13 protein-coding genes are annotated in these 16,472 nt (G+C 56.0%); 9 read left to right on the top strand and 4 right to left on the bottom strand.

The features are described 5' to 3' along the window. Positions 1 to 306: 306 nt before the first annotated feature. The 9 genes from PROAA_RS00525 (at position 307) to PROAA_RS00485 (ending at position 10,103) form a co-directional block, all read left to right on the top strand. Positions 307 to 1,089: a hypothetical protein gene (locus PROAA_RS00525; RefSeq protein ID WP_186409433.1), complete on the top strand. Its 783-nt coding sequence runs from the start codon at positions 307 to 309 to the stop codon at positions 1,087 to 1,089. Positions 1,090 to 1,614: 525 nt separating this feature from the next. Next, positions 1,615 to 3,054, top strand: coding sequence for a pyruvate kinase (gene pyk / locus PROAA_RS00520; RefSeq protein ID WP_186409432.1), 1,440 nt, complete (start codon positions 1,615 to 1,617; stop codon positions 3,052 to 3,054). A 255-nt stretch (positions 3,055 to 3,309) separates the two neighbouring features. After that, positions 3,310 to 4,638 carry a DUF3422 family protein gene (locus PROAA_RS00515; protein ID WP_186409431.1) on the top strand — a complete coding sequence of 443 codons (1,329 nt, stop codon included), beginning with the start codon at positions 3,310 to 3,312 and terminating at the stop codon, positions 4,636 to 4,638. Between the two features lie 111 nt (positions 4,639 to 4,749). Further along, a complete protein-coding gene (locus PROAA_RS00510) occupies positions 4,750 to 5,526 on the top strand; it encodes a DUF2189 domain-containing protein (protein ID WP_186409430.1) in 777 nt (258 codons plus the stop codon). 68 nt (positions 5,527 to 5,594) lie between these two features. Beyond that, a complete protein-coding gene (locus PROAA_RS00505) occupies positions 5,595 to 7,727 on the top strand; it encodes a M3 family metallopeptidase (protein WP_186409429.1) in 2,133 nt (710 codons plus the stop codon). A gap of 17 nt (positions 7,728 to 7,744) precedes the next feature. Next, complete coding sequence (locus PROAA_RS00500; protein ID WP_186409428.1) at positions 7,745 to 8,257, top strand: glutaredoxin family protein; 513 nt, start codon at positions 7,745 to 7,747, stop codon at positions 8,255 to 8,257. Further along, complete coding sequence (gene xth / locus PROAA_RS00495) at positions 8,254 to 9,033, top strand: exodeoxyribonuclease III (protein WP_186409427.1); 780 nt, start codon at positions 8,254 to 8,256, stop codon at positions 9,031 to 9,033. The genes PROAA_RS00500 and xth overlap by 4 nt, the downstream gene beginning before the upstream one ends. After that, positions 9,030 to 9,704, top strand: coding sequence for a Crp/Fnr family transcriptional regulator (locus PROAA_RS00490; RefSeq protein ID WP_186409426.1), 675 nt, complete (start codon positions 9,030 to 9,032; stop codon positions 9,702 to 9,704). The genes xth and PROAA_RS00490 overlap by 4 nt, the downstream gene beginning before the upstream one ends. A gap of 201 nt (positions 9,705 to 9,905) precedes the next feature. Continuing rightward, positions 9,906 to 10,103 (top strand): YgaP family membrane protein, encoded by a 198-nt coding sequence (locus PROAA_RS00485; protein WP_186409425.1) that lies wholly within the window; start codon positions 9,906 to 9,908, stop codon positions 10,101 to 10,103. A gap of 114 nt (positions 10,104 to 10,217) precedes the next feature. On the opposite strand, the gene rsmA is transcribed toward PROAA_RS00485, so the two are convergent. From rsmA to lptD, 4 genes are all read right to left on the bottom strand, one after another. Beyond that, entirely contained in the window at positions 10,218 to 10,997 is a 780-nt protein-coding gene (gene rsmA / locus PROAA_RS00480; protein ID WP_186409424.1) for a 16S rRNA (adenine(1518)-N(6)/adenine(1519)-N(6))-dimethyltransferase RsmA, read from the bottom strand. Between the two features lie 159 nt (positions 10,998 to 11,156). Further along, positions 11,157 to 12,143, bottom strand: coding sequence for a 4-hydroxythreonine-4-phosphate dehydrogenase PdxA (gene pdxA, locus PROAA_RS00475; protein WP_186409423.1), 987 nt, complete (start codon positions 12,141 to 12,143; stop codon positions 11,157 to 11,159). A gap of 3 nt (positions 12,144 to 12,146) precedes the next feature. Beyond that, a complete protein-coding gene (locus tag PROAA_RS00470) occupies positions 12,147 to 13,457 on the bottom strand; it encodes a peptidylprolyl isomerase (protein ID WP_186409422.1) in 1,311 nt (436 codons plus the stop codon). Positions 13,458 to 13,469: 12 nt separating this feature from the next. Then, positions 13,470 to 16,472: LPS assembly protein LptD (gene lptD, locus PROAA_RS00465; RefSeq protein WP_186409421.1), on the bottom strand; the 3,003-nt coding region annotated here is incomplete at its 5' end.

The following is a 16,472-nucleotide window of genomic DNA, read 5'->3' as shown; positions in this document are numbered from 1 at the left end:
CCACGCGTTCTCTTGCGCGATTCTTCCTGATCGTGCGAGAAATCGCTTCACGGTGATCAGTGCCCAGATCGCCATCGACTCGAATTCTTCGCGCGTCGCTCGAACTTGACCGAACTGCCCTATCCGCCATCCTGCCGATCGCACCTTCCGGCAAGACCATATTTCGCTTGTTTACCGAATGACATTGACGCGGCGCCGCCATATAATTACCCCAGTGGTTAACTAGCACAATCTTGATAGCGCAATATTCGTTTAGTCCGATTCATTTAGTTGTGATCCATTCAATAGTGGGAAGGGTATGCAGACATGACTGTTCATCTTTATTTTTCTCTCATTCCCGAGGCGCTGATTGCCTCCAATCTTCCGCCGGAGAAATTCGGGCAGTATTACTCGACAGGTAGCGGCTACAAGTCAAAGGGGCAAAGCCTGTTCTTTGAAGTCGCCCCAGACTTCCGGAATGATTATTTCGATATCGAGACAGCCATTGAACGCTGCGTTCCCGCCGCCGACGGCACGCCAAAGCACTCTGTTTACATCTCTGTCTATCGGGTACTGGAACATCTCCCGATCAGTGCGCTAGGCAAACTTTATCTGACAACCGCCTACGGCCACACCTTGGGGCTTGATCGTGGCGTATTGACTCCGGAAAGAGACTCGGTTCTGCATCTTTACCAGGATCTTTCGCCAACCAACAGTCTGGTTGTCAGCAATCTGGACCCAGTCACATTCTATGAGAGCGTCACCACCAGCCCGACCAAGTTTATCCGTTTCCCCGCACTCTGCTTTGTCGAACTCGAACTCGACGAGTTGGCGACTGACCCGGAAAACGGCCAAGCGAACAATCTCCCCTACTCGTTCATGCATCACCTGCGCGAGGCCCTGATGGTTTTGGAACCAAGATCCGGGGACAAGCCGAGTACCAAGGACAGCAAGATGGTACATCGCGTACACTCGCTGGAATTCCCGTACCGCATGATCAAAAAGGGTTTCTATATCGGGAATGGCGCCGATTTGGTGTTTTACCCGATGTTCAACCATCGTGAGTTGCGGGACAACTACAATCAGTGGTGGCGTTCCGCCAACATTTGATAGCTCTACAGTCGTATTTCAGACTGTCAGCTACAGCGCGAGCCATCAACAATCAAGCGACCCTGTCGTTGACGGCGGTTGAATGAAATTCCCGGAGCTTTCACATGTCCGGGTATTCGTGCTACCTCCGTTGGCGGTGGTGCTTGGTTCACCCGCCCCTTCTTCTACTCCTCGTGTAGCAATCCCGGTTTTAGGGCTGAAGGACTGTTGGAAGCGTCATTCCCGGTCGCCAGGATGCTCATTTCAGGATAGTGCCGGGGACGCGCTCATCAGCCCTGCAGCGCACTCAGAGCAGCGCGTAATCTTGCTGCAACACCCCTGCTCTAAACTCATGCCCTGCTAGTTTGGCGAGGTCGTCTCGCCAAACTAGCATTTCCCCGATAGGTGAGGGGTGATGCAACCCCGCGACAGGTTTTCGGCGCAATGATGAAACAGCCGCTAGAATGCGGGTTTACGCACAGCCCGCAAGCGCGAATTGGACGAAAGAAGAGCGGTTTGCTCGGGCCTGATGACCTAAGGAAGTGAATGTCCCGCCATACCAAGATCGTAGCCACCCTTGGCCCCGCATCTCGCGACCCACTCGTCATTGAAAGACTGATTCGTTCCGGCGTAGACGTGGTGCGGCTCAACTTCTCGCATGGCAACAAGGACGATCACATCGCCCTCGCCGCCAGCGTGCGGAGAATTGCCGCTCAAGTGGACCGCCCGGTCGGAATCCTCGCGGACTTGCAGGGTCCAAAAATCCGCATCGGAAAATTCATCGTCGGCAAGATCACTCTGGAAGCCGGCGATCATTTCATTCTTGATGCCCAATGCGAACAAGGTGATCAGCAACGAGTAGGTCTTGATTACAAGGACCTGCCCAAGGACGTCAGTTCCGGCAATGTGCTGTTGCTTGACGACGGGCGCATTGTGCTTGACGTTGAGCGTGTCGCCGGCAAGGAGATTCACACCACCGTACGCCACGGCGGCGAACTCTCGAACAACAAGGGCATCAACCGCCAGGGGGGTGGCTTGTCGGCCCCGGCACTTACTGCCAAGGACATGGACGACATCAAGACAGCCGCGCTTATCGGTGCCGACTTTCTCGCCGTTTCCTTCCCCAAGGGCGCTCCCGACATGTACATGGCGCGTCAATTGATGCTGGCTTGCGGCGGCCATGCACTCACCATTGCCAAAATCGAGCGCGTCGAGGCGGTTGCAGCGCTGGAAGAAATACTCGACGCTGCCGACGGCCTCATGGTAGCACGCGGCGATCTCGCTGTTGAAGTCGGTGATGCCGCCGTTCCCGCATTGCAGAAACGAATGATTCGTTTGGCGCGCACTAAAAACAAGTTGGCGATTACGGCGACACAGATGATGGAATCGATGATCCTTTCGCCGACTCCGACCCGTGCCGAAGTTTCAGACGTGGCGAACGCTGTGCTCGACGGCACGGACGCAGTCATGCTTTCAGCCGAAACGGCGGCAGGCAAATACCCGGTGCAAACGGTCGAGTCCATGGCTCGCATCTGCCTGGAAGCAGAAAAATCGATTCTGATTACGCTCGATCGCGACTTTCTCGACCGGATTTTTACGCGAATCGACCAGTCGATCGCCATGGCTGCGGTTTTTGCTGCCTATCACCTCAATGTCAAAGCCGTTGCCGCACTAACGACTTCCGGCTCTACAGCGCTCTGGATGAGTCGGCTGAATTGTGGAATACCGATCTTCGCATTGACGCCGGAACCTACGGCGCGATCGAAAATGACGCTATATCGTGAGGTATTCCCGCTGCTGATGAAAGAAACGCATCAAGATCCCGATATCCTGCGCTACGAAGCCGAACAACGGTTGATCGAGGCTGGCGTGGTCACCAAGGGAGATTTGATCGTGCTTTCCTACGGTGACCAGATGGGTCTGACCGGAGGAACGAATACGATGACCATAGTACGCATCGGTGATCGCGCGGCTCCCAAGACCTGAACCGGCACACGAGTTGCCAGGTACCGTCGTCGTCCGTTGCTACGTCCGGCGGGTTGAATTTTGTGCATCACTGGTAGTCGAATCATCCAGCAGCACGGTAAGCCCACCAACTTTCAGCTCGCACAGACATCCCGACACAAGCGCATTATCCTGATTCTGGAATTGTCTCGGCAAGTTCCGGCAACTCGTCTGTGTCGCCACGCGATTTCTTACATGAATCAGGAAGATCGAAATAATCAGAATTCTGGAGAATGAATGCACGCCCGATTCAACCTTACTGACATTGAGCAACACCCGTTACGCGAGTATCTGAACAACGAGTTCCATGCGCGTACGCCTGTCCCGTTGAACAATCCCTCGCTGATTTCGCATCTTGCGTTCCAACATGATGGCCTGTCCGGTCAGGATGAGCGCGAAAACGTTCTGCGAATCTGCCAAACCAGCCCGTGCAAATTCATCGAAAATTCGGCGACGCATCTGCTGCTGGACGCCGGAAACTTTCAGATGCGCTGGGAATTACATACCGAATATTCGAGCTACACATTCTTTCGTCCGCTGCAAGCCGGCGAGCCGCGTCACCCGGACGCGACCGCCTTTGACAGCGTCTTTCCGGACTGGCTATCGGCCATTCCGGGCAAGTTGATCGTGGCTTCCCATATCGAATTGCGCTCAACCGAGGACGTTACACCCGAGTCGGTATTCTCTAGCCTTTCACCAAAGTCTGGCCGACAGATGGTCGTCTCCCGAATTGCCAATGGAGCAGCCTGGGTATTTACCGATTTCATGTTTGACAACGGTTTCTCGCGCTTCCTGCTACTTGATGAAAGCTTGACGGGGCGCCAGCCCGGCCGCGCAGTTCAGCGACTGTTCGAGATTGAGACCTATCGCATGATGGCTCTGCTTGGTCTGCCGGTTGCGACGGAAGTCGGCAACTGGCTAAACGGCGCCGAAAGCCGTTTGGCTGAATTAATGGATCACATCGTAAGCGCCAGTACACCGGAAGACGAACGCTCCGTTCTGACCGACCTCTCGAAGATGGCGGCGGAAGTCGAACATTCGGTGGCACGCACCACCGTCCGCTTTGGCGCCTCCCATGCGTTCAATAGTCTGGTATGGCAACGCATCGAGGAATTGCGCGAGATTCGCGTTCCGGGCTATCAGACGCTGCACGAATTCATGCAGCGCCGATTCCATCCAGCGATGAGCACCTGTGCCGCAATGGCCAAACGCCAGGAAGACCTTTCGTGCCGAGTGGCTCGCAACAGCCAGTTGCTGCGCACGCGGGTCGATATCGAGCTCAAACGGCAGAACCAGGAACAGCTGACCCAGATGAACACCCGCGCAAAAGTTCAGTTACGCCTGCAGGAAACCGTCGAAGGTCTGTCGATTGTCGCCATCACCTATTACGGCTCGCAGCTTGTGCAATACCTCACCAAGGGAGGAAAATACCTTTTCCCTGTCATCTCGCCGGAAGTTGCCACCGCCATTTCGATTCCGCTGATCGCGATCCTCGCCTTGTTCGGCATCAAGCGAATGCGCAAGACATTGGCACTGGAAGCAGAAGACACCAACGAAACCGATTGATGCAGAATCAGTCCCACCCGCCATATTCATAGCAGCCTGAATATTGTCGACCAAGAGCCTTGGCGCCCGGCCGGAGTCGGAGAGCATGATTTACACCTTGGAGGAGAGCGCATGAGTGACCCAGAATCCCCACCTGGCCAAGGATTTGCCTTGCCTTCCGTACGCCGTGTCAGCCTGGCTCGCCCGAGGAACTGGCTCAAATCGGGTTGGCACGATATGCGCTCGAATCCGGTGACCAGCCTCAGTTATGGCCTGCTGTTCGGCATCGCCGGCGCCGTTGTCTTGATCTTCTCCTGGAGCAAACCGTATCTGTTTACTGCGGCTGTTTCCGGATTTATCCTGATTGCCCCGTTGCTCGCTGGCGGCCTATATGAAATCAGCCGCCGACAGGCTGAAGGTCAACCCGCGACCCTGCTGGAATCCCTTGACGGCTGGCGCCGAAACGGTCAATCGATGGCCATGTTCGGCCTCCTGCTGGCCCTGGTAGCCCTCGTGTGGGAGCGCACCTCGGCGGTGATATTCGCACTTCTCGTCCCTGGAATGGCGCCGGATCTTTCGTCATTCATTTTTGACGTGCTGCTGAATCCTGAATTCGCCGGAATTACCCTGGCATGGTTCATGGTCGGAACTTGTCTGGCGATCCTCGTATTCGCCGTCAGCGCCGTATCGATACCCATGCTGATCGATCGTGATGTCGACTTCGTTACCGCCATGATCACGAGCCTGCGCGCCACCGTTCTCAATCCAGACGTAATGTTTCTCTGGGCTGTGCTGGTCGTGACACTAACGCTGGCCGGCTTCGCCACACTGCTCCTCGGACTGGTGTTAACGATGCCTCTACTTGGCCATGCCTCGTGGCACGCCTACCAGGATCTTGTCGAGAAGTGACAACTGACTGTTGCATCAATTGATGGCGGCTAGGGCCGCCCAAACCTGTTTTGGAAAACCGATATCCCATGGACTCAGCAACGACCAATCCCCTGCTCGATTTTTCTGGCTTGCCACGCTTCGATGCCGTCACTCCTGCCGATGTCCAACCGGCCATCGGTGAGCTACTTGATCAGGCCCGCACCGTTATCGGACAGCTCACAACCGACGAGGTGAAGGCAAGCTGGGACGGCTTTGTCATTCCGCTCGATGATTGCATTGAGCAGCTCACGCGCGCCTGGGGCATCGTCTGTCACCTTCATGCCGTCAACGACATACCCGAATGGCGCGAAGCCTACAATCGCATGCTGCCGGACGTCTCCCGCTTCAATGCCGAACTCGGTCAGAACCTTCGGCTTTTTGACAAGTACCGGGCACTGCGTGATAGCAGCGAGTACGCCAACCTCTCCACGGTTCAGCGCAGGATCATCGAAAACGAGATCCGCGATTTCCGCCTTGCCGGCGCCGAATTGCCCGAGGACAAAAAGTCGCGATTCAAGGCCATTTCCGAAGAATTGTCCAGCCTCTCAGCCAAGTTTTCCGAAAACCTGCTCGATGCGACCAATGCGTTTGCCGAAATCGTGACCGATGAAGCCGAACTGGCCGGGCTTCCGGACGATGTCATAGAAGCGGCCCGGGAAGCCGCAGAAAAAGACGGCAAGGCTGCACGGGATGGCAAATACTCGCCGGCTCAAACCTGGAAATTCACGTTGCACATGCCTTCCTACCTGCCGGTGATGCAATACGCCGACAGCCGAAGACTGCGCGCCGTAATGTATCGCGCCAATGCTACCCGTGCCGCCGAGTTCGGTCCGGTCGAGTTCGACAACACGCCACTCATCCGTCGCATTCTTGAGCTTCGCCAAGAAGAAGCGCGACTACTTGGCTACAACAGCTTCGCCGAAGTCTCGCTCGTTCGAAAAATGGCTGAGTCAGTACCGCAAGTGCTTTCGTTCCTGCGCGACCTGGCAGTCAAGGCCAGACCTTTCGCGCAAAAAGACATTGCCGAATTGCGTGAATTCGCCCGTCGCGAACTGGCGCTTGAAACGCTCGAGGCCTGGGATGTCAGTTACGCTTCCGAAAAACTATTGCAGGCGCGCTACGCTTTCTCCGAACAGGAAGTGAAGCAATACTTTACCGAGCCCAAGGTGCTGAACGGCCTCTTCCAGGTTGTCGAAAACCTGTTTGGCGTCTGCATCAAGCCTGACGAGGCTCCCGTATGGCATGAGGATGTCCGCTTCTTTCGCATCGAGGTTCGGGACGGAGAACATGCCGGCGAACTCATCGGCCAGTTCTACCTTGATCTGTATGCCCGCGAAACAAAGCGTGGCGGTGCCTGGATGGACGAAGCGATCACCCGACGTCGGATCTCCACCGGTGAAACTATGGGCGACATCCAGAAACCGGTTGCGTACCTCAACTGCAATTTCTCGCGCCCTGTTTCCGGAAGAGGTGGACAACTGCGGCCCGCGACATTCACGCACGACGAAGTCACCACGTTGTTTCACGAGACGGGCCATGGGCTGCATCACCTGCTGACGCAGGTCGAAGAACTCGGTGTCTCTGGAATCCACGGCGTCGAATGGGATGCGGTCGAACTACCCTCGCAATTTATGGAAAACTATTGCTGGGACTGGAGCGTGCTGCAACAGATGACAGCGCATATCGACAGCGGCGCCCCCCTGCCGCGCGCGCTGTTCGACAAGATGCTGGCGGCCAGGAACTTCCAGAGCGGCCTGCAAATCATCCGCCAGATCGAATTCTCGCTATTCGACATGCGTTTGCACAGTGACTTTGATCCATCGGCGGGGGATGCCGGCAATTCCAGCGTTCTGGAAGTTCTTGCCGAAGTACGGCGCGAGGTTGCCGTTATTGTCCCGCCAGAATGGAACCGTTTTCCGAACAGCTTCTCGCATATCTTCGCTGGCGGATACGGCGCAGGATACTTCAGCTACAAATGGGCCGAGGTTCTCTCGGCCGACTGCTATGCGGCTTTCGAAGAAACCAGAAATCCGTTTGATCCGGCAACGGGCAAGCGCTTCCTCAGCGAAATCCTTTCGGTTGGTGGCGCCCGTCCTGCACTGGACAATTTCCGGGCATTCCGCGGCCGCGAACCCCAGGTCGACGCGCTGCTCCGGCACAGTGGTATGATTACTGGGTAATTCAGGAGGATATAGCCATGCCCAAGCGACTTCTCATTCTGGTTTGCGTCACCCTGCTAAGCGTTTCAGCCGCCAGCGCCCAAACCACCACCTACCGCTGGACCGACAAAACAACAGGACAAGTCGTTTACTCGGACAAACCCCCACCCCCGGGCGCCATACAAGTTGTCAAGATTTCGGGCGACGGACGCGCTGACGATCAACAGCTGCCGTACGCCACTCGCCAAGCAGCGGAAAGATTTCCGGTAACCCTTTATACAGCCGCCAGTTGTGTCAATGAATGCAAGACTGCTCGCGATCTGCTCAACGGACGAGGCATCCCGTTTACCGAAAAAATGCTCAACACCCAGGAAGAAATCTCTGCATTGACCAAACGGCTGGGCAGCGAGGCAGGGGTTCCCAGCATCAGCGTCGGCCAGCAAAACTTCAAGGGCTTTGAACCCGACGCATGGAACAACCTGCTTGATCTTGCCGGGTATCCAAAATCGGCGGCCTATGGTGCCAAGCCGTCGGGCACTTTTGGCCAATGAAACTGGCCACCTGGAACGTTAACTCGCTCAAGGTTCGCCTCCCACAGTTGCTGGAGTGGCTCGCAGCACAACAACCCGACGTCCTTTGCCTGCAGGAAACCAAGCTGGAGGATCACAATTTTCCACAGAAGGAGATTGAATCCGCCGGTTATCAGGTTGAATTTTCCGGGCAAAAGACCTACAACGGTGTCGCCCTCCTGACTCGCGAAATACCGAGTGATGTCATACGTGGCAACCCGCATTTTCCCGACCCGCAGAAGCGCCTGATCGCCGCCACGGTCAATGGCATCCGTATCGTATGCGCCTACATACCTAACGGTCAGGCAGTCGGCAGTGAAAAATACGACTACAAGCTGGCCTGGCTGGACGAACTGGAGGCTTGGCTTGGCGAGTTGTTACAGGAGAACCCGCTGCTGGCGCTGGCCGGCGACTTCAACATCGCCCCGGATGATCGCGATGTTCACAACCCAGAAGCATGGGCTGGCCAGATACTGTGCTCGGAGCCTGAGCGTACTGCTTTCAGGCGTCTGCTGGCGCTGGGACTGAAAGACAGTTTTCGCCTTTTCGAGCAGCCGGAAAAGGCCTTTTCATGGTGGGATTACCGGATGCTCGGATTCCAGAAGAATCACGGACTGCGCATTGATCATATTCTGCTCTCCGACCCACTGGCGAGTCGCTGCGCCGCCGCTGGGATTGATCGCGAGATGCGCAAGCGCGAACGGCCGTCGGATCACGCGCCGGTTACCGCCGACATTTCCGACATTTCCCACGGATGATCCCCGCCCTATCGGCCAACGAACTTCTAGCGCTGTATCCCTCGCTTGCAGGGCTTGAATACGGTGAGGTTACTGCGCTTTGCCGACCGGACGCCGTAACGCGCCTGACATCGGGCACCGTCCTGTTTGCAGAACGGCAACCCTGCAACGGCTTTCCCCTACTGCTCTCTGGCACCATCAAAGTCGTGAAGAGCATGCCTGCCGGACGAGAAATGTTGCTCTACCGCATAGAACCGGGCGGCTCCTGCGTAATCACATCGAGTTGCCTTCTCGGCCACATGCCCTACTCAGCACGCGGCATCGCCGAGACAGCACTGCAGATAGCCATCCTGCCGAAAACACTTTTTGAACGCTTGATAGCCGGAGACGCCACTTTCCGCGATTTCGTCTTTCACCTGCTCGCCGACCGCATCGCCGATTTGATGCAACTCGTCGAGGAAGTTGCCTTTCACCGACTCGACCAGCGATTGGCCAAACTACTGCTCGGCAAGAGCGAGCCGATTCAGGCGACACATCAAGGGCTGGCCGATGAACTGGGCAGCGTCAGGGAAATCGTCAGCAGACTGCTAAAAGGCTTTGCCGCGCAGGGATTCGTTTCTATCGGACGCGAACGGATAAGCCTGCTCGACCGGGACGGCTTGAAACAACTGGCCGGCATCGATCGGAAATAGTACCCAACGCGTAAAGCACGAAGCACGCAAACAAGGCTGCATGGGGATCCTCAAGTTTCTTTTGATGTGTCTTCCGAAGCAATATGCCTCGCATCGACACCCGGAACACCCGGAGCCATGCCGCTCTGTGACCTGGGTTACATACAGCGCAGAGACTCGGGCATAGACTGCCTCCCTTATTAACCTTTGGAGAGAAGCATCATGAAAGCGAACGTCGGTGGGCTTGATCGCATCCTGCGCATTGCTGTTGGCATAGTCCTCATTGCACTTGCAGCAATGGGCGTCGTCGGTGTCTGGGGCTGGATCGGTGTCGTACCCTTGCTGACCGGGCTGATCGGCTGGTGTCCTGCTTACCCGCTTCTCGGCATAAGCACCTGCCCGATGAAGAAGCAAAGCTGAGCGAATTCTGCATAATCCGCCTTGCAACAGAATGCGGCGCTCCACTACGGTGCGCCGTTCGTCACGCCGTGAATCAATCCAGACGACAGTTTCCGTCGTCGCTTCTTGGCAAATTCATCGCATGCTGTTGGCTATGCGGATGTAATCCTCAACCGACAGTTCCTCCGCTCGGGCGGTCGAGGAAATTCCGAGCCGCCCGTAATCCGTGTCATCAAATATGCCCTTGAAATTATTGCGCAGCATCTTGCGCCGCTGAGCGAAAGCGGCAGACACTATCGCTGCGAACCTTGACTCGTCTTTCGCCGACAAGTCAGCCGGCAGACGGGGAATCAGACGCACCAAGGCCGAGTCGACCTTCGGCGCCGGGTCGAAGGATTCCGGCGGCACATCAAGTAGCCAGTCCATCACAAAACGATACTGAAGCATTACCGTCAAACGCCCATAGTCGGGAGTGCCGGGCTCGGCGACCATACGGTCGACAACCTCCTTCTGGAGCATGAAGTGCATGTCGACGACCTGATCGGCAAAGCCGGCCAGATGGAACAGCAATGGCGTCGAGATGTTGTAGGGCAGATTGCCGACAATGCGCAGACCTGCGGATGATCCTTTGCACAGCGAAGCAAAATCGAAAGCCAGGGCATCGCCCTCGTGGAGGGTCAGTTTTCCTGGCGGATAACGCGTCTTCAATCGGGCGATGATATCGCGGTCAATCTCGACGACTTGCAGATGATCCAGAAGTTTCAGCAATGGGTCAGTCAACGCTCCAAGTCCAGGACCTATCTCAACGACACAATCGTCACGCTCCAGTGCGACTGCATCGACAATAGCGGCTATCACCTGTCGGTCAATCAGGAAATTCTGCCCAAAACGTTTGCGTGGAACATGCTGGTTCATGCCGCGTACCTGAATTCAAATGCTTCAGAGCAGGCTAGCCCATGCCAACGGGCTACGCTGGAATTATAACGTTTGCGCGCCACACGCTTGCTCATTCCATGAACCTGCAAAGCAGAAATCCGAAGCCCAGAATTCTGTGAGTGCTGTATTGCAGGTACGTCACTGCCGTTGCGCCATCTCAATAGCTTGCTCAACAGCAACGAAGAGACTTCCCGGATCGGCCCGACCGCTTCCGGCCAGTTCGAGGGCAGTACCGTGATCGACCGAGGTACGGATGATTGGCAGGCCAAGCGTCACATTGATGCCGGCTCCAAAACTCGCATACTTGAGCGCCGTCAACCCCTGATCATGGTACATGGCCAATACACAATCGCCCAGGGCCAGCATCGGCGGCGTGAACATCGTATCGGCAGGCAAGGGGCCAATCAGCCGCATGCCTTCGGCACGCAAGCGGTCCAGCACCGGGGCAATGATCTCGATTTCCTCGCGCCCGAGGTACCCACCTTCACCGGCGTGGGGATTGAGCCCGGCAACCAGAATTCGCGGATCTTCGATGGCGTATTTTCTGACCAAATCAGCGTGCAGGATACGCAGCGTCTGCTCAATGGAATTCTGCGTCAACGCCGATGGCACCTCCTTCAAAGGCAGGTGAGTCGTCGCCAATGCGACTTTCAGACCACCGCCCGTGAGCATCATCACAACGCGCGGAGTTTGCGTCTGCTCTGCCAGATACTCGGTGTGTCCGGTGAACGGAATGCCCGCGTCGTTGATCACGCCTTTGTGCACAGGGGCCGTAACCATCGCGGAAAACTCACCCGTTCTGCAGCCTTCGATCGCCCGCTGGAGCAACTGAAGCACATAAGACGAATTTTCCGGATCAAGTTGTCCAGGACGCGAAGGGACAGACAGTGGCACATGAAGGATATCAAGGTGTCCGGGCAATGGCATCAAACCTGGAGACCATTCGCGCAATTCGCCTGTAAAACTGATGGCTTCGGCACGCGCGGCCATCAAATGACGATCACCTAGAACGACCAAGTCCGCATTAAGCGCACCCGTAACACCGTCCATCAATCGCAGACAGATTTCAGGCCCGACTCCTGCGGGTTCTCCTGAAGTGACGGCGACGAGGGGCCGGGCCAGCATGGCTCAGCGCTCCTCGATGCGTATTTCCACGTAGGCGCGATCGCGCGCCTGACGCAACCAATCCTGATACGCTTCATCCATCTTGCGCTCGCGCAGCACCTGCCGCGCAATCACCCGTTGGCGCTCGGCCGAAACGTCCTGCACGCGTCGCTCAAGCACTTCGATCAGGTGAAATCCGAATGGCGAATGAACTGCCTGGCTAACCTCGCCGGGCTTGAGCTTGTTCATTGCCCGCTCAAATTCCGGCACGGTATCGCCGGGGTAGATCCAGCCCAGGTCTCCACCCTTGGATGCCGACCCATCCTGCGAATACAGTCTGGCCAGCTCCGCAAAACTGGCGCCATTCTTGATTCGTTCGGACAAACCGGCCAGCGTGTGCCTGGCATCGGATTCCGAAACCACTTCGTTTACCTTGATCAGAATATGTCGCGCATGGGTCTGCTGCACTGCTGGCATGTCCGAACCACCTCGTTTTGAAACCAGTTTGACGATATGGAATCCGTTTGGACTTCGCAGAATCGGCGCGACCTCACCGACTTGAAGCTTGATCACCAACTCTCCGAAACTCCCTGGCAAGCGATCCAGGGGGCGCATGCCCAGATTGCCGCCTTGCAAGCCGTCAGGTGCGTCAGAATAAGCTGCGGCAAGCTGTGCAAAATCTTCGCCCTTCTTCAGTCGCCCCATCACCTCATCAGCCTTGGCCTTGAGCTTCTGAATCTGCTCCGGACTCGCCGACTCGGGCACGCGCAGGAGGATATGGGCAACTTCATACTCTTCGCCAGCACCACCTTTGGCGGAATTGGCACTAAGGTAGTTGTCAATCTCGCCTTCCGAGATTGTGATCTTGTTCTCGACTTCTCGCTCACGGACACGCGATATGGTCATCTCTTCACGAATATCCTCACGAAATCTCGCGAACGGGATGCCATCTTTTTGCAGTGCCTCGCGAAACTGGGAAAGTGACATCTTGTTGCCGGCGGCAATACGCTGCAGCGCCTGCTCAAGCTGTGCATCATCAACGCGCAAACCTGTCTCGCGTGCGAATTGCAATTGAACCTTGTCCATCACTAACCGCTCGAGCATCTGACGCTCTAGAACATCGCGAGCTGGCAATGGGGTGCCCTGCTTCTTAAGCTGGTTAAGCGCAAGATCGAGGCGCGTACGCAATTCATGGAGCGTAATTACCTCGTCATTGACAACGGCAACGATTCGATCAGCCGGTAGTGGTTCCCTGACTTGGCGGCTGGGCGATTGTGACGCAGCCAGTCCGACGAAACAGAAATACAGTACCAGGGTACGAAGCAATTGCGTCATGTGTCGCGCCTCCTATTCACCAAAGACAGGGTCGGCTGCCGGCTGATTGATCAGGCTGTAGCCCTGAATATTGCGTTTGAGAAGATTCAGCGGATTGGAACCAATTCGCGAAAAATCATTCAGCTCAAGCTGGATGAAAAACCCTGTAGAGGTCTTGTCCTGGGTAAGGGCGATTTGCTGCGCAACGCCACGCACAACCCAGCAACCGCCGTTGTACTCCAGCCCGGCTATGGATTCGATCAATCGTCCATTCTGTGTGGCTGTCGAAGTGTTGGTTGCATCATCCTTGAACGAGAAATTGAATCGGCCAACAGCAGTCCAGCGTCCCGTAAGGGGCCACTGTCCGGAAAAATCGACCTGATCGATCGGCGCATTCGGATCGCGGTTGTAACGATAGGCCGCATTGAAAACCTTGCCCGGTTCCGGACGATAGTGCCCCCCCATCGAAAAGCGATTTACCTGGCGATCATTCAGATTGTATTGCCAAGCTGCATCCGCATATACCTTGGGCAGAATTTGACCGCTGAATGCTGCGAGGACATCGGATTTTTGCCACGACTGATCTTCTGTCGGGGTACTTGTACTCGCGTTGAGTTCCACCTTGTTCCGGGTGAAATAGAAACGCTGCCCAAACATCGCACGCATGATCTCGTTTCCGGATGATGGCTCAATCAATCGAGTCGTCATCGCCGCCGTTAGCTGATTGGCATTATTGATACGGTCCCATCCGGAGAACTGGTTCTCGGAAAAAATCTGCGCGAAGTTGAAATCCGCCAGACCTGAATCGAATATCGGTATCTGCTCCTGGTTCTTGTATGGGATATTCACGTAGAAGAGGCGTGGCTCGAGTGTCTGTGTGTAATCGCGTCCGAACCAGTTGCTTGGCCGCTCGAAGGTCATCCCCGAGTCGATGCTGAAAATCGGCAGCGTGGTATTGATTGATCCCGGCGTGCCAGCGGCCTGGCCGGAAAGCTCATAGTGCCGGACGTTCACCCCGATCTTCGGAGTCACATACCAACCCGGCGTCACGTAAGGTAGCGCAACCTGTGGATAAAGCACGGTCCGCTGACCATCAGGGTAAAGCGTGGGCACGCCATCGACATTCTGTATGCGCTCTTTGATTGTAAAGTTTGTGTACTGCCCAAAGAAACTGGTATCGGTCATATACAGATCAGGTCTTCTGGCAGTGACTGTAAACTGCGGCAACAACTGGTAAGGGTACAGAGTCGGATTCTCGGGATCGGGCTGCAAGGTCTGATACTGCTGGAAATTGGCTGTTGCATTCCACCATCCGCCCCCGCCATAGCTCAATACGCCTTGCTGCAGGATATTGACTTGCGAAGTATGGGAAATCTGACTGGACAGATCGGTGAAGTAATCGTCATCCGATACCCTGCCGTAGTTGATCACGCCGGAGAAGCCATTCGCCATCGCCTGGTTATGCTGCACCGAGTAACCGTAGCGATTCTCGCCGTTCCGCTCCCGGTCGTTGGGCAGCACCTCGGCGTGAAGCTCTCCTCGATACGTGCCGCCAAACGCCGTGTTGAGATATCGGAATTCGTTATTCAATTGAACGCCACGCTTGGTCATCACGCGTGGCGCAATTGTTGCATCCATGTTCGGCGCAATATTCCAGTAGTAGGGCATCGCAAGTTCGATGCCCCTGTTACTGCTCGTACCGAATGTCGGCGCGAGGAAGCCCGATTTCCGTTGGTTGTTGAGCGAGAAAGATAGCCATGGCGAATAGAGAATCGGCGTACCTAGAAAGTACACCGTACCGTCGGTACCCTCGGCTACCTCGCGGTCATAATCGAGTTTGAGACTGCCTGCCTTGGCATACCAGTCATCATTGCCCGGTTCGCATGTCGTGTAGGTGGCATTGGTCATCCGGACCTGGTTCTCGCCCTCGAAATCGATACGATCCGCTTCTCCCCGCGCTACGGTCGCCCTCCGAGGGCTCTGCTTAGAGTAGTCAAAGCTCGTTTGCCCCGGCTTGATGTCTAGCACCTGCGGCGAGGCAAAACCCGAAGTAAGCCATGAATCTTCATCTTGCTGCTCAGCACTGAGTGCCGTAGATTCCGTTTCTGCCTTGGCTTTTCCTCCGGACGACGGCTGACGTTTGATCGTATAGGAAGGCTGCTCAAAGAAGCCGACCTGGTCCTCAAGTTTCAAGCGCATCTTCGGGCCGGTAATCAGATCCTCGCCCTGTTCAAGTCGCGCATTACCCTCTGCCTCGATTTCATCGTCAATCGGCCAGTAGGTCAATCGATCCGCATTGACGACGGTGCCAATCTTGCGCAATTCGGCCTCCCCTTCCGCATTGAACTCCCGATCAATGTCACCCCCCATACGGTATGCGCTGAGGAACACCGGTCGCGATACCGCGCTGTCTTTGGGCGGCGTCACCATGCTTCTCGAGGGTTGCAAAACGAGGGACGGCAGGGGGTCGGGAACTTCCTCCTCGTCGCGGCGACCTGTGGCCCGCACCACTGGTGGCACGGTTTCAGATGAGGAGACCAGACGTGGGGTCGAGCCCGGCTCAAGGACGGGGCCATACGGCACACGCTGCCTGGTAACCGGCGTGGAAGGACCGAATGATGCATTGGCCATTTCCGTCGGAGTTGGCGGCGCCGGCTGCGCCGGCGTACCGATTGCTTCACCGGTCTTGCCCATTTCCCACTTGGCCCAGATAAAGAGGACATTGCCGGCATTGTCGCCACCCGGGGGAATGTACGTTCCTTCCAGACTGAAGTTCTTGTAAGCCACAGAAGCCACTGGGAACACAATTGGAAAAGGCACATAGCTCAGGATGTCCGAGCGCGACATCAAACCTGCAAGATAACCCAATCCCAGACGAACGTCCTCGGCTGGTCGCCAGATTGCTTTCCATTGGTAACCCCCGGTATACGAAGGCTTGAAGTGTGAATCCTGGAACGCCATGGCAAAGACGCCTTCCCAGTTCCCTTTTTCGTTATACAAGCCACGGCCGATACCGAAGCCGAGAGGGTTTTCCTG

The organism is Candidatus Propionivibrio aalborgensis, from assembly GCF_900089945.1.
GTDB classification, from domain to species: Bacteria; Pseudomonadota; Gammaproteobacteria; order Burkholderiales; family Rhodocyclaceae; genus Propionivibrio; species Propionivibrio aalborgensis.
The sequence above is the reverse complement of the archived record's forward strand: the minus strand, read 5'-3'. Positions and strand labels throughout refer to the sequence as shown.